Genomic DNA, 18,416 nt, shown 5'->3' on the forward strand with positions numbered 1-18,416 from the left:
GCATGCCGTGACGGAGGAGTCCCGACGGCGTCGCTCTCGCGGAGCGGCGGAGTCCGTCGCCGCGAGGTGGTGGCGGGAGTGGTGGGATACGGTCTCGGCCGGCGCGCTGGCCGCCGTGTCGGTGATCCTGGCCGCCACCATCTGGGCGAAGCCTCTGCCGGACGTGTCGCCGGCCCGCGCCGCGACCGGCGCGCTCGTCCGGACATTCGAACGAATGTCCGAGGGTCGCGGCATGATGGACGCATGACGGAGTTCACGCCGGGGGGCGTCTTCCAGGCCGATGCGGGCGGCGGGTACGTGACCGCGCTCGCCGGCCTCGTATCCGACGCCGAGGGGGTGGCGGCAGCGTTGACGCAGGCGCAGGTCGCCGAGGTCCGGATGCTGGCGCGCGCCGGTCGACTCGCGGAGCGTGAGGTGGCCAGCCAGAGCGGATCGGTGCGGGAGCACGACATGGTGCTGCGCTCGATCGCCGCGGAGCTCGGCGGGGTGCTGCGGGTGACCGACCGCACGGTACAGCAGCGCATCGGTGAGGCGCGCGAGCTCGTCGAGGGCTTTCCGGCGACGCTCGACGCCTGGGAAGCGGGCCGGATCACGCGCGGCCATGTCCGCGTGATCGTCGACGCGGGCGCGGTGGTTCCCGTCGATCGGCGGCCTGACTTCGAGGCCGAAGCGATCCGGCGCTGCGAGGGCGACACCGCCAACCGGGTCCGCGCCGCCGTCGAGATCCTCGCCGAACGCGCGGCGGAACGTTCCTTCACCGACCGGCACCGCGACGCGAGCGCCGGCCGACGGGTTCGCGTCGTTCCCGGCGCGCACGGGATGTCCGAGGTCGTCGCCACCGTGCCGACGGTGATCGCCGACGGCATCCTCGATCGGCTGACCCGGCAGGCGACCGTGATCGTCGATGCCCGCGAGCCGGGCGACGACGACCCGCGTTCGGTGGACCAGATCCGCGCCGACGTGCTCAGCGACCTGCTCCTGACCGCCACGCCCGCCCTCGACCCCACCGCCCACGGCGACGGCCCCGGTGAGCTGGGCGGCATTCGTGCGCAGGTACAGGTGGTGGTGCCGGTCCTCGCGCTCCTCGGAGCGGACGAGGGCCCGGTCGACCTCGTCGGACGTACCCCGGTGGATGCCGAGACGGCGCGGTGTCTCGCGGCCAATGCCCCCAGCCTCTCGCGCGTGCTCACCGACCCGATCGACGGCACGGTCGTCGCGGTCGACCGGTACCGGACGCCCTGGCCGCAGCGGAGGTTCCTGCGGGCGCGCGATCAGCACTGTCGGTTCCCCGGATGCCGACGGGCGGCGATCCGCTGCGAGATCGACCACACCGTCGATGCGGCTCGAGGCGGACCCACCGCGCTCTGGAACCTCGCGCACCTCTGTCAACGACATCATTCGATGAAGCAGTTCACCCCCTGGGCGGTACGACAGCGCGGGAGGGGAGTGCTCGAATGGACCTCGCCGACGGGGCGCGTCTACCGAGAAGATGCGCCGACTCCGCTCGTCGCCTTCGTGGCCGATGCCGTCGCGCCGCCCACGAGAACGTCCCCGCCGGGCCGCAACGCGACCGCCGTCGTGGCGGCACCGTTCTGAGCGTCGACGTCGGGTCGTGAGGGGGCTGGATGCCGCGTGGTCCCGAGTGGGCCGCCGTCGCGCACGTCCGCGACGGCCTCAGGCGCGGCGTTCCTGTCCCGCTGACGGCGCCACCCCGGGCACGTCCTCGAGGGCGTAGTACACCGGGATGCCCCTCGCCTCGGCGATCGCGACGTCCTGGTCGGCTCCCCGGGATGCGCCGGGGAGGCGCAGCACCGCATCGCACCGCTGCAGCAGACGCTCCGCCGTCGGATACATGACCTGCGCGGCGAGTGGATCGGTCGGTCCCGACGCGCCTGCGCTCTCCAGCACCGGCAATGCGACCCACTCGCCGATCATCGGCACGTGCCCCGCCTCGAACAGCGGCCAGGCCGCCGTCTCCAGGCGTTTCAGGTTCTGCGCCATCCGTGCGGGGTCGCCGTCGGTGCCCGATGCGTACGGGCCGGCGATGAGGATCATGAGAGATGCGGTCATGTCGGCTACAATACGACAACAACGTGCAAAAACAAGAAGGAACGTGAATGCTCGCTGCCGCCCGCAGGGACCTGCTGCTCGATCGCCTCCGCCGCGACGGTCGCATCGTCGCCAAGGAGATCGCCGCGGAGCTCGGCCTGTCCGAAGACAGCATCCGCCGCGACCTGCGCGACCTGGACGCCGCGGGTCTCGCCGTCCGCGTGTACGGCGGCGCCCTGCCGGCATCCCCGGCCGTCGTCGACTACGCCGCCCGCACCGGCGTCGCCCCCGACAGCAAGCGGCGGGTCGGGGCGGCCGCGGCAGCCCTCATCGAACCGGGCGCGACGGCCATCCTCGACGGCGGCACCACGAGCCTCGCCCTCGTCGCCGCACTCCCGCGCACCCAGCCGGGCACGATCATCACCCACAGCCCGACGATCGCGGCGGCACTGCTCGACCACGCGGTCGACGTCTTCCTCATCGGTGGCCAGCTCTTCAAGCACTCGGCGGTCGCGTGCGGCGCCGCCGCTGTCGAAGCGGCGAACCGCATCAGCGCCGACCACTTCTTCCTGGGAGTGACCGGCATCCATCCCACCGCGGGACTCACGACCGGTGACGCCGACGAGGCCGCCATGAAGCGCACCCTCGCCGCGCGCGCCGCCGACACCTACGTGCTCGGCAGCGACGAGAAGATCGGCACCGCCTCGCGCTACGGCGTGCTCGGCCTCGACGCCGTCACGGCGATCATCGCCGACATCCCCGACACCGACCCCGGCGCCCGTGAGCTCGTGGAGGCCGGGGTCGCCCTCATCCACACGCGGTGAGGCGCGGCGCACGAACCCCCGCCGCCTCCCCGCCCGCAGGGCCTCACACCGCGATCATCACGAGACTCGCGATCGTCCCCACCGGGTGGTCGGGTCGCACCGACAGCGTCGCCTGATTGGCGCGCACGACGTTGCGCCGGGCGGCGCCCGGGGCCGCCTCCTCCGGCGCCGGCCCGCCCGTCAGCTGCGCCAGCTCGCGGCGACGCTGATCGTGGCTCGTGTGGAGTCCGTCGTCGCTCACCGAGACGGTCGTGCGGTGGTGGTCCCGGTGCGCCCGCACCACCACATTCCCCGCCGTGGCGCAATGGCCGATCGCGTGCGAGAGGAGATCGGCGAGCACCTGACGCAGCTCCGCCTGCTCGAAGCGCACCCGCCCGCATCCCTCGTCGATCACCTGGAGCGTGACGCCCCGCGCCGCCGCGACGGCCAGGAAGACGGAGCACACGTCGGCCAGGGCCGAGGAGAGGTCGGCCGGCGGAATCGATCGGGCGATGTCTTCGCGGGCCGTGCGGAAGAGGTCGTCCACCGTGTCGACGAGCTGACCGGTCACCCGCGTCAACCGCTCGCCGATCTCCCCCAGATGGGCATCCGTCTCCAGCAGCTCGGCGTAGCCGGCCACCGTCGTCAGATGTCCGCGCAGGCGGTGTGCGGCGTCACGGAGGAAGTCGTCGCGGATGCGGGCCGCCTCGAACATCACCGTCATGTCGCGTGCGACGATGACCGCCCCGCGGCGGGTGCCGCGCGCGTCCGCGTAGGGCCGGGCCGTGATCGACATCGCCCGCTGGTCATCGCCCTCTCCCACCCACGTCGTATAGGGGATGCGGGAACCGGCGTGCGTGACGTGGTGCAGCAGGGGAGGGCCGACGGTGATCGGGGTCACGCGGTCGGCATGGAAGAACCGCAGATCGCGGTACTCCGCGTCGGCGCGGATCCGCTCCGGCAGGCCCGCCCGGGCGAAGGCCTCGCGGGCCGCAGCGTTGAGGCGCACTGGGATGCCGCGCTCGTCGGTCACGACGACGGCATCACTGACCGCATCGCTGACCGTCGCGAGGACGGACGCGTCGCTCGCGGCGGCGTGACGTGTCCGCCGACCCCGAGGAGAGGCCGGCTGGTTCGCGCTCCTGCTCGCCAGATTCATGGGTCCCATCCCGTGCTCGCCACGGACTTCCTCCCTCCCCGGTTCTAGCAGAGCGTCGGCGCGGACCTCGCTCTGCGCCGCCCGCCCCTAGGTGGAATCACCGAGCGAATCTGCGCTTCTCCGCCCGAGGACGCCGTGTTCTGCCGACTTTTCGACCGGCGCGTCGAAGCGGATGCGTGACAATGGTGCGCGGCGGGGGAGACGTCGACAGGAGACCTCACATGCGACAAGCGCGCCCCCGACTCTCGTGCCCGCGGCATCCGCGCACCTCGGGCACCTCCACTCTGGTTCCGCGTCCCGCCTCCGTGCCGCGGCCGTGAACGGGCGCCTGCCGACCCTCGACGTGATGGTCGTCGAGGACCAGCCGCTGTTCCGCGAGATGCTCGCGGTGCTCCTGGGCGAGCAGAAGGGTCTGCGCGTGGCGGCGGTCGCGCGCAGCGCCGAAGGCACCCGCGTCGTCGACGTCCGCAGCCTCGACGTCGCCCTCCTCGACCTCCGACTGCCGGACGGCGACGGGATCAGCCTCGGCCGCGAGCTCCGCCGCCGTCGTCCCGGTCTCGGGGTGCTGATCCTCTCGGCCTCCGACTCGATCAGCACCCTCCTGGAGGTGCCGGGCGCCGAAGCGGCGGGCTGGGGCTTCCTCTCGAAGAACTCCTCGCTCTCGGCATCCGCGCTCGTGTACGCCATCCGCGCGGTCGCGGCCGGGCGCGCGGTGCTCGACCCCGCGATCCGCGCGCAGCGCGAAGTGCGGCGGAACAGCCCGCTGTCGCGCCTCAGCGCCCGGCAGTACGAGGTGGTCGCCCTGGTGGCCGAGGGGCTCACCAACGCCGCGATCGCCGACCGTCTCGGCATCTCACCGCGGTCGGTCGACGCGCACCTCAACGTCGCGTACGCGGTGCTCGGACTTCCCGCCAGCCGCGAGCGCAACCCGCGCGTCGAGGCGGTGCGCAGCTATCTGGAGCACACCGCGTCGCCCTGGACAGCCGGAGGATGAGCGGCGCGTCGCAGTCGCGCCATCCCTCGTCGGATGCCGCGACGGACCATCGCATCGCGCTGGTCGCGACCGCCGCGGCCACCGTCGCCATCACGCTGTACACCAGCCTGCAGTCGGTGCTGCTGCGCACCTGGGGCAGCGACGTCGGGGTCGCCGCGCCGGCCACGGCGGCCGTCGTCGCGCCGATCGCCATGCTGGCCGCCGTCCACGTGCTGCGCCCCGAGCGCTATGGGCTCCTCGCGCGCTGCGGACTCGTCCTCGTGCTTGCCCTCGGCGCCGCCCTCACCCTGGCGGGGGTCCGCGTCGTCATCTCCCTGCTCGCCGCCGACGACGCGGGCACCTCGGTCGGGGCGGGCGAGTTCGCGAGCGCGACCCTCGCCGCAGCTTGCGCGATCGGATTGGGTCTCGTGCAGGTCGACGTGGCCCGCCGCATCCGCCATGCCGAGCGCGGGCAATCCGTCGCGCAGGCCCGGGCGGCGGGGCTCGTCGCCGAGCTGCAGGAGGAGGAGCTGCGTCTCCGATACGAACTGGCCGAGACCATCCACGGCAGCGTGCAGGGCACGTTCGTCGTGATCGAGACGAGGCTGCGCCACCTCGCCGCGGGTGTGCGGCCGCGCGACGAGGACGGTGCGGCCGAGCTCACCGCCATCGCGGGGCAGCTCGAACGCCTGCGGGAGAAAGAGCTGCGGGCGCTCAGCGCTCGGCTCTACCCGGTCGACCTCGAGCGCGGACTGGCGCCCGCCGTGCGCGCCCTCGTGGTGCGCCTGCCGCCCTCGGTGGCCGTGCGGGCGCCCGCCGCCGATGTGCTCGCGATGGTGGAGCACCGGCTGTCGCACGAGGCGAGGGTGCTCGTCATCCGCGTCATCGAGGACGCCCTCTCCAACGCGCTACGTCACGGTGGCGCCGACGAGATCACGATCGACGCGCGGGCCGATGCCGATCACCTCCGGGTCGCCGTCCGCAACAACGGCGCTCCGCCCCGTCCCGATGCGCCGTGGTCCGGGCTCGCGCGGTTGCGCCGCCGGGCGGAGGTGCTCGGCGGCGAGCTGGCCCTGGTCGCGGGAGCCGGCGCGCGCCCGTCGCCGGGTGCGCGGCTGACGCTCCGGCTCCCGTTGGAAGACCCGCCGCGCTGACGGTCGCGCCGTGGTCGACGCGACCACGCGTCCGGGCGCGCCGCGGGATGCCGCCGCCGACGGTCCGTGGGAGCGCTCACGGATCGACGCGGCCGCCGAGCCCGCCCGCAGCGCTAGGTGATTTCACGTAAAACTCTCGTGAAATCGCGGCGTTCGGTCGGATGCGTGTTTCGGCCTGCGCCACAATGATCCTGCGCGAGGTCATGGGGCCCCGCGTGACCCCTCCGTCCTTGGGAACGGAGCACTCGCGACGCCGCGCAACCCGCTCGATCGGGGTGCGCGCGTGTGCCCGTGGCGGGTCGTGCCTTGGGGAAAGAGGACCAACGATGAGCCGAGCAGGCGGCGCCCGTATCGTCGAGATCTACGTCGACGCGCACTGGCAGACGGCGCCGGCCCGCCGCTACCTCGACCCTCCCACCGCGCGTCAGCTGCGCCTGGAGGGGATCACGATGGTTCGGGTCGTGCCGAGCCTGTGGAGCCGGGTCACCGGTCGCTCGGCCGGCCTGGTCGGACGGGACATCTCGGTCGCCCGCTACCTCGCCACCACGACGCATCGTGGCGACGACGCCTCCCCACCCGCGTGACGGAGGGTCGGCGACCGCTGCGGGTGCTCGTGGTCGAGGGTCAGCCCCTGTTCCGCGATCTTCTCGCGGGTCTCGTCGACCAGCAGCACGACATGCGCACGGTGCGCGCCTGCGCCTCGATGGATGACGCGCTCGCCGCGACCGACCGCGCGATCGATGTCGCTCTGCTCGGGCCGCGCCTGCCCGACGGCGACGGGATCTCGCTCGGGCATGCGCTGCGCGCGCGCTCGCCGCGGCTCGGCATCATCGTGCTGTCGGCGCCGGACGTGCACGACCAGTTGCGGGAGGTGCACTGCTCGGAGACCGCCGGATGGGGCGTGCTGTCCAAGAACCTGTCGCTGACGGCATCCGCGCTCGTCTACGCCATCCGCTCCGTGGCGGAGGGGCGCAGCGTGCTCGACCCCGCCATCCGCGCCGAGCGCGCGACGCGTCGCAACAACCCGCTGAGCCGCCTCAGCCCGCGCCAGCGCGAGGTCCTCGCTCTCGTCGCCGACGGGCTGAGCAACGCCGCCATCGCGCGGCGGCTCGCGATCTCGCCGCGTTCGGTCGAAGCGCACCTGCGGACGTCCTACGCCCTGCTCGGTGTCGGGTCCGACCCCGAGCGCAACGCCCGCGTCGAGGCCGCGCGCCGGTACCTCGCGCATGCGGGAGTGACGCCGCTGCCCGGTGCAGGTGAGATTCCTCTCATCTAGCCCCACAACGGGTCCCGCATCGTCGATGATGAGCATGCCCCATCCCCACCAGCGATGTGACCCCACACATCGCCCGGGAAGACGGTCGCCCTGCCCCTGCCGGGGGGCTGCGGCGGGGCGACCGTATCCACTCCGCTCGCCTGCGGCGCACGCGCCGCCTCCCGAGCGTCGGAGAAGCCCGTCCGGGCCGGGCGCGGACCCGCGCGCCCGGGATGTCATACTCGTGCGCATGCGAACACGAGCCGCCGCGGCTGTCGCCGCGCTCGGCGTCCTCGTTGCCGCGCTCGCGGGATGCGCTCCGGACGCTCCCGGCTCCGCGGCCGGCGCGGCGATCGGTGCCTGCGGACCGCAGGCGCGGGCCGTCGATCCCTCGGCCGACGCGCTCCAGCGGGCACTCGACGACGCGCGACCCGGCGACGTGCTCGCGCTCGCCGCAGCCACCTATCGCGGCCCGTTCACGATCACGACCTCCGGCGCCGACGAGCCCATCACGCTGTGCGGCACGAGCGCGTCGGTGCTCGACGGGGGAGCGGTCGACAGCGGCTACGCGTTGCACCTCGACCACGTCGCCGACTGGGTGCTCACCGGTTTCCGGGTGACCGGCGGGCAGAAGGGGATCGTGCTGGACGGCGTCGCCACGACGACCCTCACGGGTCTGGAGGTGTCCGGCACCGGCCAGGAGGCGGTCCACCTCCGCGCGGGCAGCAGCGACAACGTGATCGACGGACTGGTCATCCACGACACCGGCCGCTCCACGCCGGAGTTCGGCGAAGGCGTCTACATCGGCACCGCCGCATCGAACTGGTGCACCGTCACCGCGTGCGAACCCGACCGCAGCGACCGCAACCGGGTGACCGGCACCACCGTCTTCGACGTCACCGCCGAGGCCATCGACGTCAAGGAGGGCACGTCGGACGGCGTGATCAGCGGCAACACGCTCTCCATCGCGGATGCCGCCGCCGTCGACTCGGTGGTCGACCTCAAGGGCACCGGCTGGCTCGTGGCGGACAATCGCCTCACCGTCGCGGCGGGCGACGGCATCCAGATCCACAGCATCTCGACTCCGGTCGAGGTCCGCAGCGGTGCGTCGAACACCGTGTCACGGAACACCTTCGACCTCTCGGCATCCGCCGTCGCCGTCACCGTCGTCGGCGCCGCGCGGCGGGCGGGCAACACGGTCACGTGCGACAACGTGTCCGACGGCGCCTCGACCCCGCCGCCGATGTCGCCGTCCTGCCGCTGATTGCTGCCTGCGCGCGTGCGTGCGTGTGCGAACACGCCGTAGATATGCTGTGCACGATGTGGGGACCCCCCGAAGCCCCGGAGGATCGATGGAACTGCTGACTCAGCATGCGCTCTGGATGCTGCCCTTCGGCGTGCTCGGGTTGATCTCCTGGTCGTTCTGGATCCTCCGCAAGGTGCTCGCGATGATGACGCGACCGGTCGTCAACGACTATCGCACCACCGTCACCGTCGTCGTGCCGTCGTACCACGAAGACCCCGACGTCCTCGTCCGCTGCCTGCACACCTGGCATCGCCAGGGGCCCTCGCGGATCATCATCGTGCTCGACGTCGCCGACCTGGAGGCGAAGGCGAGGATCGACGCCCTGGCCCTCCGCGGCGTCGAGGCGGTGCTGTTCCACCACCACGGCAAGAGATCGGCCCTCGGTCACGGGATGCGGATGGTCGACACCGAGCTCGTCATCTTCGTCGACAGCGACACGGCGTGGGAGGAGGGGATGCTGGACGCGATCCAGATGCCCTTCATCGACCCCGCGGTCGGCGCCGTCAGCACGCGGCAGAACGTCTACCGCCCGCGGTCGAGCGTGTGGCGGCGGGTCGCCGACTGGATCATCGACCTCCGCTACTACGACTACGTTCCGGCCATGGCGCGCTACGGGGGCGTGATCTGCGCGTCCGGCCGCACGGCGGCGTATCGCGCGGCCGTGATCGTCCCACAGGTCGAGCAGCTCGAGCACGAGGTCTTCTTCGGCCGAGAGTGCGTCGCCGGCGACGACGGGCGGATGACCTGGCTGGTGCTCTCGCAGGGGTTCCGCGTCACCCACCAGGACAATGCGCGCGCCCTCTCGATGTTCCCCTCCACCTTCCGCGCCTTCGTGAAGCAGCGGGTGCGGTGGAGCAGGAACTCCTACCGCTGCTACCTCACGGCCATCGGGAAAGGATGGGTGTTCCGCACGCCCTTCATCTCCCAGCTGACGATGATGCAGATCCTGATGACGCCGTTCACGATGGGAGTGGCGGTCGCCTACATCATCCTCTCGATCCGCTCGGCCCAACCCGCCCTCGCCCTCCTCCTGGCGTTCGTGTGGGTCGTCATCGGTCGCGGCATCCGCGGCGTCTCGCACCTCTGGCGTCGCCCCGAGGACATCGTGGTCCTGCCGCTCGTGGCCGCCGTCACGATCCTCATCGCCCTGCCGATCAAGGTCTATGCCCTGTTCACGATGAATAAGCAGGGCTGGCTCACCCGCTCCGCCACGCAGCAGGGCGGCGAGGGGCAGTCCGAGGCGAGTCTGGACGGCCCTCCGGCGGCGACGGCCGCGTCATGAGCGCGCCCGACGGCTTCACCCGCGAAGAGCGCGGCGACACCACGCTCACGCGCCACGTGCTCGGGCGGGTGGTCGTGGTGTCGGCGATCGCCGTCTTCGTCCTCCTCATCGTCTTCGTCGGTCCCCTCATCCATCAGAAGGGGTACCCGTGGGATCAGGCGTCGCCGACGGCCGCGCCCGTGCCGACGCTTCCTCCGGGAACCGCCGCCGCCGTGGCGACGGCGATGAGCGGCCTCGCCGCGCAGGTCACCGCCGGAACGTACGCGCCGCCCGTCGCCCCCGATCCCGCCGTCGCCGTCGCCCGCGAGGACGGACGCCTCGCGGGGCTGAGCCGCGTCGCGCCGGGCGACCCGGCGGCGCTCTCGACGTTCGGCACCGTCGTGCTCGCTGCCCGCGACGCGCCCTACGGACTGAGCGACCTCGTGGATGCCGGCGCCGCCGCCCCCGACGGCGAGAACACGTGGGCCCTCACGCGCAACGTCGTCGTCCGCGCCGGTGCCACCCTCTCCCTCGTGCAGCCCGGTGCGACGCTGCGGTTGCACAGCGGGTCGGACGGCTTCGTCAGCATCGTCGCCTGGGGCGGGTCGCTCGACCTGCACGGGGGCGCCGATGCGCCGCTCACGATCACGGGGTGGGATGCCGAGGCCGGCGCCCCCGACGACGCCACCGACGATGGGCGCGCCTACCTCCGCGTGCGCGACGGGGTGCTGACGATGTCAGACGTGCACGTGGACCACCTCGGGTTCTGGAGCGGACGCACCGGCGGGCTGGCCGTCACCGGCAGCGACACCGGATCGGCGCGGGCCGACCTCGCGCGGGTGTCCAGCGAGGACTCGCACTACGGGCTCTTCCTCTCGGGCGTCGTCGACACCACGGTGACCTCCTTCTCGTCGATCGCCGCCGAGGTCTCCGGCGTGGCCGTCACCGGCCAGTCGCAGCGCGTCGCGCTCTCGGGCGTGGACATCGACGCGTCCGGCGATGACGGCATCCAGGTGGGCGGCGGCTCCTCGACCGTCGGCATCGGCGACGCGACCGTGCGCGATTCGGGCGAGTACGGCCTGCGCCTGAGCGGACGGGCGCTCGCGACGGGGCCGACGGCCGCCGGCTACGGCACCGACCGCAGCAGCGGGTTCGCCGTCAAGGGAGGAACGTTCGCGGACAACGTCCGCGGCGGACTGCTCCTCGAGGAGGCGGACGGCACGATCCTCACCGGCGTCACGGCCCGCGAGACCGCCGCCGCGGTGCGGGCCAACGGCCCCGCGAAACGCCTCGAGATCGTCGGCTGCGATCTCACCTCCTCGGCGGAGCCCGCCGTCGTCATCGCCGACGGCGTCGTGCCGGCCGTGGTCACCGGCAACGTCCTCCACGGGCAGGGGGCGGCGCTCCGGGTCGCGGCCTCGGTCGCCGACGTGGAGCACAACGACATCACCGTCGGGCTCGGGAACGCGGTCGCCGTCGTGGGGGAGGGCCGCGTCACCGTCGCGAAGAACGTCCTCGGCGGCATCGGTCAGGATGCCGTCGCGACCTCGGACGGTGCCGCCCCGACCGTCCAGGGCAACGACACGCGCACGTGGGAGTTCCGTTCCGACTTCGTCACGTGGCTCAACGCCCACCCCATGGCGTGGATGTGGCTGTCGGTGCTCGTCATCCCCCTGGTCGGCGTGCCGCTGCTGTGGCGTCGGCGCGTGCGGCACCGGCAGCTCCGACGCCTGCTGGAGCAGGCGATCGTGCAGTACGGCCAGCAGCGGATCGCGGCCTACGGCGTCGATGAGACGGCGACATCGACGGAGGAGCCCGCAGCCGCGCCGGCGCCGGCGCCGGCATCGGCATCGGCCGAGCCCGCGGTCACCCCCGACGCGCCGGCCGAGCCCGTTCCGCAAGGACCTCGGACGCCGCCGCCCGCGCGGCCGCACCCGGCGCGACCGGCCACGAGCGCGCGCGCCTCTGTCTCCGCCGCCGCATCCGGGCCGTCACCGTCACCGTCACCGTCACCGGGCATCGCGACGGACGCCGGCGCCGCATCCGGCGCGCCGGTAGCGCGTCCCCGCTCGCTCGCCGATCTGCGCACCGGCGCGCTCGCCGACCGCGACTTCGACTCGATGCGACAGTTCGCCGTGGCCGCCGTGCTCGAGGCGGGCTATCCGCTGTCGACCATCTCGCGGATGTTCCGCGTCCCCGCGTGGCGTCTGCAGACGTGGCTCGAGGAAGCGGTCGAGGAGGCCTCGCGCCCTCCGGAGCCTGGCGTCCGCCCGCGTCGCTAGCCGCGCCGCGGCGGCTCGGGAGCGTCCGCGGGCGGTCGCGTGCGTGCACGCGCGAGCCGCTCGGCGAGGGCGGCCAGCAGCATCCCCGCGCACGCACCCGCCGTGTTCGCCACGACGTCGAGCACGCTCGGCGTGCGGGCGGCGAGCGCGACCGCCTGGCCGGTCTCGATGACGACTGTCGTGAGGAACGCGATCGGCAGCACCATCCAGCGCCGGCGTCGCAGGATCACGGTCAGCAGGAACCCCAGCGGGACGAACATGACGATGTTCGCCACGAACTCGATCCGCGCGGAGGTCAGCGCGGGGAACAGCGCCGTCACCGCCCGCAGAAAGGGCCGCGCGCCGGAGTCGACGGGCACAGGCCAGAATGCGACGAGCGCCAGGGCGACCGCGTAGACCGACAGCCAGGCGCGGGGATCCCTCACGCGCGCCGCCCACCGGGTGCGGCGGTGTGCCGGAGCGGGGTCGTCCGTCATGTCAGGCTCCTCGAATCGGGGCCGCTCCGGTGCGACGGAATAGACGCTGGATTATAAGGAACTTCCTCTCCCCATCATGTAGACGAATGGCTACACTGACTACTACTTGGGGGTAGGAATGTTGGGGTGCACCTGATGGCCCGCGGTGGGTCGCGCACGATCAACGTCGTGTCAGCGTACTGGGATGCGGCGGGAAGCGGTCGTTTCTTCACGCGCTGGAGCGCCATCGTGTCGCTGCCGATCGCGACGCTCCTGCTCGTCCCGGTCGTCGACGGCCGTCCGGACGGTTACGGCCAGGGCGTCGCGGCCGCCGCGATGGCATGGACCCTGCTGGCACTGCCCGTCCTCGCCGTCGCCGCAGCCGAACGCCGCATGCGCGATCACCGTGTGCGCGGCATCCTCGTCACGACGACCCTCGTCGCCGTCGCCCTCGTCCGTCCGGTCCTGAACGAGATGCTCGTGGGCATCGTCTTCCACGGCCACTCGAACGGCGTGTGGCTCGCCCGCACCGGCACCAACCTCGTCGTCGCGTTCGGCCTCTTCTCCCTGATCGCGATCATCACGACCGAGTACTCCCAGACGCGGGCCACGGTCGACCGGCTCGCGCACGCCCTCGGTCGACTGGATGCCGCGAGCCAGCAGGTCCTGAACGACGAGCGGGATGCGCGACTGGTCGTGCGCGGCATGGTCGCCGAGCTGCGCACCGAACGCGACGCGATGCTCGCCGGCACCGTCGACTTCGACGCCGTCCGAGACTTCTCCGAGCGGGTGCGCACCGCCAGCCACCGCCTCGAGGAGCTGGCTGCGGCCAGCCCTCCGGTGCCTGCGCTGTGGACGCCGCGGCCGCTGTCGGCCGCGCGCCGCCGTGGCGTGGAGCGGCTGCAGCCCACGCCGCTGCTGTGGGTCGGCGTCCTCTACCTCTTCATGTGCGCGCCGTTCCTGGTCACGCTGCCCGACGTCGTGGGTGTGCTCGCCGCGGCCGTCGCGGTCGTGCTCGTCGACCTCGCCGCCGGCGCCGTGCTGCGCGCGCTGCCGACGGCTGCGCCGCGCACCCGCGGCATCGCTTTCCTGCTGGTCTGGATCCTCGCCGGCGCCGCCACGACCGCCGTCGGACACCTGCTGCTGCCCGACACGGGCGCCGTCATGCTGATCCCGCTGGTCGCGATGCCGCTCGCCGCGATCGTCCTGGCGCTCGCCATCGACACGCGCCGGCGCGCACGCGAGGAGGCGGCGCGCTCCACCGTCGAGCTCGCCCGCGCCGCGGGGGAGTTCGCCGACCGCACGCGCCGCGCGCAGCTGCCGCTGCTCCAGGCGGCATCCACCCTGCACGGACGGGTGCAGGGGCGGTGCGTGATCTTCGCGGCGCACGTCGACGAGAACGCCCCGACGGCGCGGGAGATCGCGCGCTTCCGCTCCGAGACGGATCGCGCCCTCGACGAGGTCATCGCCCCGGTGCGCGCCGCCGAGATCGAGTCGGGCGGCGAGCTGCGACGGATGCTGGCGGGCTGGGAGCCCATCATGCAGCTCGACACCCGCATCGACGACGGCGCCGTCGCCGCCGTCGAACGCTCCGAGGCGGCACCGATCGTCACCGAGGTCGTCAACGAGGCGCTCGTCAACGCGGTCAAGCACTCCGGTGCGCGCGCGGCGCGCATCGAGATCACGACAGGCGCCGACGGCGTGCTGCACGTGCGTGTCGCGTCCTCCGGCGCGCTGCCGCGCGCCGTCATGCCGATGCGCCCGTTCGCGGGCCGCACGCTCCTGTATCAGGAGGGCGACGACGTCGTGCTCGAGTCGATGATCCCGGCTCCGGCGCTCGCGGCGCACGCCTGAGTCCGCGCTCGTCGGCCACGTCCGCGCTCGTCATCGAGCCGTCGCATCCCCGTCACAGACGATGTGACGTCGTTCGCTATGCTCGCGATACGCGCGCGTCCCCGGACGCCTCGGAGCACACCCCCCTACGCCCCGCAGGAGATCGCATGTCCCCCCGTTACAAAGCCGTCATCCCCGCCGCCGGTCTCGGCACGAGGTTCCTTCCCGCCACCAAGGCGATGCCGAAGGAGATGCTCCCCGTCGTCGACAAGCCGGCCATCCAGTACGTCGTCGAGGAGGCGGTCGCCGCCGGCATCCGCGACGTGCTGATCATCGTCGGCCGCAACAAGAACAACATCGCCAACCACTTCGACTCGGTTCCCGAACTCGAGACGGCGCTGACGACGAAGGGCGACACGGCCAAGCTCGGCAAGGTCGCCCACTCCTCGCAGCTCGCCGACATCCACATCACGCGCCAGGGCGAGCCGCGCGGCCTCGGTCACGCCGTCTCCCGCGCCGCCTCGTACGTCGGCGACTGCTCCTTCGTCGTCATGCTCGGCGACGACCTGATCGACGAGCGCGACCCGCTGCTGCCGACCATGCTCGCGGTGCACGAGCGCACCGGCGGAGCGGTCGTCGCCCTGATGGAGGTCGACCCCGAACAGGTGCACCTCTACGGCGTGGCCACCGTCGGCGACCGCGACCCCGACGGCTCGTACCGGGTGCTCGATCTGGTCGAGAAGCCGTCCCGCGAGGAGGCGCCGTCGAACCTCGCGGTGATCGGCCGGTACGTGCTCGGCCCCGAGGTCTTCGGCGTGCTCGCGCACACCGCTCCCGGCAAGGGCGGCGAGATCCAGCTCACCGACGCCCTCCGCGAGCTCGCGGCCGACCCCGAGGGCCCCGGCGTCTACGGCGTCGTCTTCAGCGGTCGCCGGTACGACACGGGCGACCGGGTCGACTACATCAAGGCGATCCTGCAGCTGGCCGTGGACCGCGACGACCTCGGACCCGAGCTACGACCCTGGATCAAGCAGTTCGCGGCGGGCCTCGCGGCGACGGATGTTTCTCCGGCCGGGGCTACGGTGCAGAGCCCCTCCGCCCGGTAGGCTGGTTACCGATAAACGCGGCGCCGTCACCGGCGTCCGCTGAAGATCCCTCAGCCCCCGGTAGTGTCCCCACACGACCGGTTGGCGGTCGCCGACCCCCCGCGTGCGGCCGCCGCGACCGAGGGGCCCGGAGTATCCCTTCGGCCCCTCGGTCGCCCTTTTTCTCACGGCGCCCGTCGCACGTCCGGTTTTGCCGCGGCATCCGCATGGCGTAGACTCTCCCTTTGGTGCTCGCGCTGCCTGCGGCCGGCACCGCGAACGTGAGCCCTCCACTGGCGTGTTCCCCTGCATCGTGCACCGTCACCGCGCAGCGAACCACCCCGGAGCGGGATTCACGAACCTCTCCGTTCGAATCAAGAAAGCAGCACTACTGTGACGCGCACCTACACCCCCAAGGCCGGTGAAGTGACCCGTGAGTGGGTCGTCATCGACGCGACCGACGTCGTCCTCGGACGCCTCGCCTCGCACGCCGCCGCCATCCTCCGCGGCAAGCACAAGCCCACCTTCGCGAACCACATCGACACCGGTGACTTCGTCATCGTCGTCAACGCCGAGAAGGTCGCCCTCACGGGTCAGAAGCTCCAGAAGAAGATGGCCTACCGCCACTCGGGCTACCCGGGCGGCCTCACGGCCACCTCGTACGCCGAGCTCCTCGAGAAGAACCCGGTCCGCGCCGTCGAGAAGGCGATCCGCGGCATGCTCCCCAAGAACAGCCTGGGCCGCCAGCAGCTGTCGAAGCTGAAGGTCTACGTGGGCGCCGAGCACCCGCACGCGGCCCAGCAGCCCACCCCGTACACCTTCGGCCAGGTCGCCCAGTAAGCGCGCCGAGAGACATAAGGACAACTCATGGCGAAGATCGCTGACTCCATCGAAGAGAACACCCTCGACAACGCGGAGAGCTACACCACCGAGAGCGCCCCGGTCGAGGCCGCTGCCGCGCCCCGCCCGGTGCTGTCGGTTCCCGGTGCCGCCGTCGGCCGCCGCAAGCAGGCCATCGCGCGCGTCCGCCTCATCCCGGGCTCCGGCACCATCACGGTGAACGGTCGCACCCTCGAGGACTACTTCCCCAACAAGCTGCACCAGCAGCTCATCAACGACCCGTTCACGGTCCTCGACCTCGCCGGTGGCTACGACGTCATCGCGCGCATCTCCGGTGGTGGCCCCTCGGGCCAGGCCGGCGCGCTGCGCCTGGGCATCGCCCGTGCGCTCAACGAGATCGACGCCGAGAACAACCGCCCGACCCTGAAGAAGGCCGGCTTCCTCTCGCGCGACGCTCGCGTCAAGGAGCGCAAGAAGGCCGGTCTCAAGAAGGCCCGCAAGGCTCCGCAGTACTCGAAGCGCTAAAGCTTCATGGCGCTGTTCGGGACGGACGGTGTGCGGGGCCTGGCCAATGGCCCCCTCACCGCCGACCTCGCGCTCACCCTGGCCCAGGCGACTGCCGTCGTCCTGGGCCAGGGCCGTATCGCCGAGGCGCGCAAGGCCGCGGGAAAGCGGCTCACCGCCGTCATCGCGCGTGATCCTCGCGTGTCGGGCCAGTTCCTGTCCGCGGCGGTCGAGGCGGGTCTCGCCTCCTCCGGCGTCGACGTGCTCGATGCGGGAACGCTGCCCACGCCGGCCGCGGCCTACCTCATCGGCGACATCGACGCCGATTTCGGGGTCATGATCTCGGCATCCCACAATCCGGCGCCCGACAACGGCATCAAGATCTTCGCGCGCGGCGGCGTCAAGCTCCCCGATCAGGTCGAGCGGCGCATCGAAGAGGCGATGTCGGGCGAGAAGCTGCGCCCGACCGGCGGCGACGTCGGTCGTGTGGTGCGTTTCTCGGATGCCGAGGACCGCTACGCGATCCACCTGCTCGCCTCCCTTCCCCACCGCCTCGACGGCCTTCACGTCGTGCTCGACTGCGCGCACGGCGCGGCATCCGGGGTCTCGCCCGAGACGTTCCGCAACGCCGGGGCGAAGGTCACCGTCATCGGCGCGGACCCCGACGGCATCAACATCAACGACGGCTACGGCTCGACGCACATGGAGCGTCTCGCCGCGGAGGTCGTGCGCACCGGCGCCGACGTCGGCATCGCCCACGACGGCGACGCCGACCGCTGCCTCGCGGTGGATGCCGACGGCACCCTGGTGGACGGCGACCAGATCATGGCGATCCTCGCCGTGGCGATGAAGCGCGACGGGCGGTTGAAGAACGACACGCTCGTCGCGACGGTCATGAGCAACCTCGGACTGCACCGCGCGATGGCCGCACAGGGCATCGCCGTCGAGCAGACGGCGGTCGGTGACCGCTACGTGCTCGAGCGCATGAACGAGGGCGGCTACTCGCTCGGCGGCGAGCAGAGCGGACACGTCATCATGAGCCGCTACGCGACCACCGGCGACGGGGTGCTGACGGGGCTGCACCTGTGCGCCGAGATGGCCCGCACGGGCCGGTCGCTCGCCGAGCTCGCCGCGGTGATGACCGTGTTCCCGCAGGTGCTGATCAACGTGCGCGGCGTCGAGCGCTCGCGCGCGACCGATGCGGACGTCCTGGCGGGCGTGCAGGTCGCCGAAGCGGCCCTCGGCGACAGCGGACGGGTGCTGATCCGGCCCTCCGGCACCGAGCAGATGGTGCGGGTGATGGTCGAAGCGGCCTCGCAGGAGGACGCCCAGCGCATCGCCGACGAGCTCGCGGACATCGTCCGCGGCTGAACGCCGTGGGCGCCGCACGTTAAGCGTCTGTTAAACGTCGCCCCAGCAGTGGCGCCGCGATCGGCGGCGACTCTACCCTGGGCGTG

General features: G+C 72.3%; 18 protein-coding genes. 15 read left to right on the top strand and 3 right to left on the bottom strand.

The genetic code is table 11. The features are described 5' to 3' along the window. Nucleotides 1–7 precede the first annotated feature (7 nt). Both L0965_RS08845 and L0965_RS08850 read left to right on the top strand, forming a co-directional pair. Nucleotides 8–247, top strand: a complete 240-nt coding sequence (locus tag L0965_RS08845) for a hypothetical protein (protein ID WP_101306852.1) — start codon at nucleotides 8–10, stop codon at nucleotides 245–247. Then, entirely contained in the window at nucleotides 244–1,596 is a 1,353-nt protein-coding gene (locus tag L0965_RS08850) for an HNH endonuclease signature motif containing protein (protein WP_101306851.1), read from the top strand. The genes L0965_RS08845 and L0965_RS08850 overlap by 4 nt, the downstream gene beginning before the upstream one ends. Nucleotides 1,597–1,674: 78 nt before the next feature. Here L0965_RS08850 and L0965_RS08855 read toward each other — a convergent pair whose 3' ends face one another. Next, on the bottom strand, nucleotides 1,675–2,070 hold the full coding sequence (locus tag L0965_RS08855; RefSeq protein WP_232783933.1) for a DUF4406 domain-containing protein: 396 nt from the start codon (nucleotides 2,068–2,070) through the stop codon (nucleotides 1,675–1,677). A gap of 47 nt (nucleotides 2,071–2,117) precedes the next feature. Here L0965_RS08855 and L0965_RS08860 point away from each other — a divergent pair, with 47 nt between their 5' ends. Further along, nucleotides 2,118–2,873, top strand: a complete 756-nt coding sequence (locus tag L0965_RS08860) for a DeoR/GlpR family DNA-binding transcription regulator (RefSeq protein WP_101306850.1) — start codon at nucleotides 2,118–2,120, stop codon at nucleotides 2,871–2,873. A 43-nt stretch (nucleotides 2,874–2,916) separates the two neighbouring features. On the opposite strand, the gene L0965_RS08865 is transcribed toward L0965_RS08860, so the two are convergent. After that, nucleotides 2,917–3,885 carry a HAMP domain-containing sensor histidine kinase gene (locus L0965_RS08865; RefSeq protein ID WP_234057978.1) on the bottom strand — a complete coding sequence of 323 codons (969 nt, stop codon included), beginning with the start codon at nucleotides 3,883–3,885 and terminating at the stop codon, nucleotides 2,917–2,919. A gap of 442 nt (nucleotides 3,886–4,327) precedes the next feature. On the opposite strand from L0965_RS08865, the gene L0965_RS08870 reads away from it, so the two are divergent. The 7 genes from L0965_RS08870 (at nucleotide 4,328) to L0965_RS08900 (ending at nucleotide 12,242) form a co-directional block, all read left to right on the top strand. Continuing rightward, nucleotides 4,328–5,005: a response regulator transcription factor gene (locus tag L0965_RS08870; RefSeq protein WP_231735150.1), complete on the top strand. Its 678-nt coding sequence runs from the start codon at nucleotides 4,328–4,330 to the stop codon at nucleotides 5,003–5,005. Beyond that, on the top strand, nucleotides 5,002–6,138 hold the full coding sequence (locus L0965_RS08875) for a sensor histidine kinase (RefSeq protein WP_101306849.1): 1,137 nt from the start codon (nucleotides 5,002–5,004) through the stop codon (nucleotides 6,136–6,138). Before L0965_RS08870 ends, L0965_RS08875 begins: the two co-directional genes overlap by 4 nt. 326 nt (nucleotides 6,139–6,464) lie before the next feature. Beyond that, complete coding sequence (locus tag L0965_RS08880) at nucleotides 6,465–6,722, top strand: hypothetical protein (protein WP_060960302.1); 258 nt, start codon at nucleotides 6,465–6,467, stop codon at nucleotides 6,720–6,722. Next, on the top strand, nucleotides 6,719–7,414 hold the full coding sequence (locus L0965_RS08885) for a response regulator transcription factor (protein WP_060960303.1): 696 nt from the start codon (nucleotides 6,719–6,721) through the stop codon (nucleotides 7,412–7,414). The genes L0965_RS08880 and L0965_RS08885 overlap by 4 nt, the downstream gene beginning before the upstream one ends. Nucleotides 7,415–7,643: 229 nt before the next feature. Continuing rightward, entirely contained in the window at nucleotides 7,644–8,657 is a 1,014-nt protein-coding gene (locus tag L0965_RS08890; RefSeq protein WP_157831640.1) for a right-handed parallel beta-helix repeat-containing protein, read from the top strand. Between the two features lie 88 nt (nucleotides 8,658–8,745). Then, nucleotides 8,746–9,981, top strand: coding sequence for a glycosyltransferase (locus L0965_RS08895; RefSeq protein WP_101306847.1), 1,236 nt, complete (start codon nucleotides 8,746–8,748; stop codon nucleotides 9,979–9,981). Next, the gene (locus L0965_RS08900; RefSeq protein WP_101306846.1) at nucleotides 9,978–12,242 is read left to right on the top strand and encodes a right-handed parallel beta-helix repeat-containing protein; all 2,265 of its coding nucleotides are present in this window, start codon (nucleotides 9,978–9,980) and stop codon (nucleotides 12,240–12,242) included. The genes L0965_RS08895 and L0965_RS08900 overlap by 4 nt, the downstream gene beginning before the upstream one ends. Here the strand turns inward: L0965_RS08900 and L0965_RS08905 are convergent. Further along, a complete protein-coding gene (locus L0965_RS08905) occupies nucleotides 12,239–12,718 on the bottom strand; it encodes a VanZ family protein (RefSeq protein ID WP_101306845.1) in 480 nt (159 codons plus the stop codon). The genes L0965_RS08900 and L0965_RS08905 overlap by 4 nt on opposite strands. 168 nt (nucleotides 12,719–12,886) lie before the next feature. On the opposite strand from L0965_RS08905, the gene L0965_RS08910 reads away from it, so the two are divergent. The 5 genes from L0965_RS08910 to glmM all read left to right on the top strand — a co-directional run bounded on the left by L0965_RS08910 (nucleotide 12,887) and on the right by glmM (nucleotide 18,330). Then, nucleotides 12,887–14,551, top strand: a complete 1,665-nt coding sequence (locus tag L0965_RS08910) for an ATPase (RefSeq protein WP_234057979.1) — start codon at nucleotides 12,887–12,889, stop codon at nucleotides 14,549–14,551. Between the two features lie 146 nt (nucleotides 14,552–14,697). Then, nucleotides 14,698–15,636, top strand: a complete 939-nt coding sequence (locus tag L0965_RS08915; protein ID WP_060960311.1) for a UTP--glucose-1-phosphate uridylyltransferase — start codon at nucleotides 14,698–14,700, stop codon at nucleotides 15,634–15,636. 372 nt (nucleotides 15,637–16,008) lie between these two features. Then, nucleotides 16,009–16,455 (top strand): 50S ribosomal protein L13, encoded by a 447-nt coding sequence (gene rplM / locus L0965_RS08920; RefSeq protein ID WP_060960312.1) that lies wholly within the window; start codon nucleotides 16,009–16,011, stop codon nucleotides 16,453–16,455. Between the two features lie 27 nt (nucleotides 16,456–16,482). Further along, the gene (gene rpsI / locus L0965_RS08925) at nucleotides 16,483–16,980 is read left to right on the top strand and encodes a 30S ribosomal protein S9 (RefSeq protein WP_005050408.1); all 498 of its coding nucleotides are present in this window, start codon (nucleotides 16,483–16,485) and stop codon (nucleotides 16,978–16,980) included. 6 nt (nucleotides 16,981–16,986) lie between these two features. After that, a complete protein-coding gene (gene glmM, locus L0965_RS08930) occupies nucleotides 16,987–18,330 on the top strand; it encodes a phosphoglucosamine mutase (RefSeq protein ID WP_060960314.1) in 1,344 nt (447 codons plus the stop codon). Nucleotides 18,331–18,416: the final 86 nt, after the last annotated feature.

The sequence above is a fragment of the Microbacterium sp. NFH-22A-Y genome (assembly GCF_021401375.1).
Classification (GTDB): Bacteria; Actinomycetota; Actinomycetes; order Actinomycetales; family Microbacteriaceae; genus Microbacterium; species Microbacterium hominis.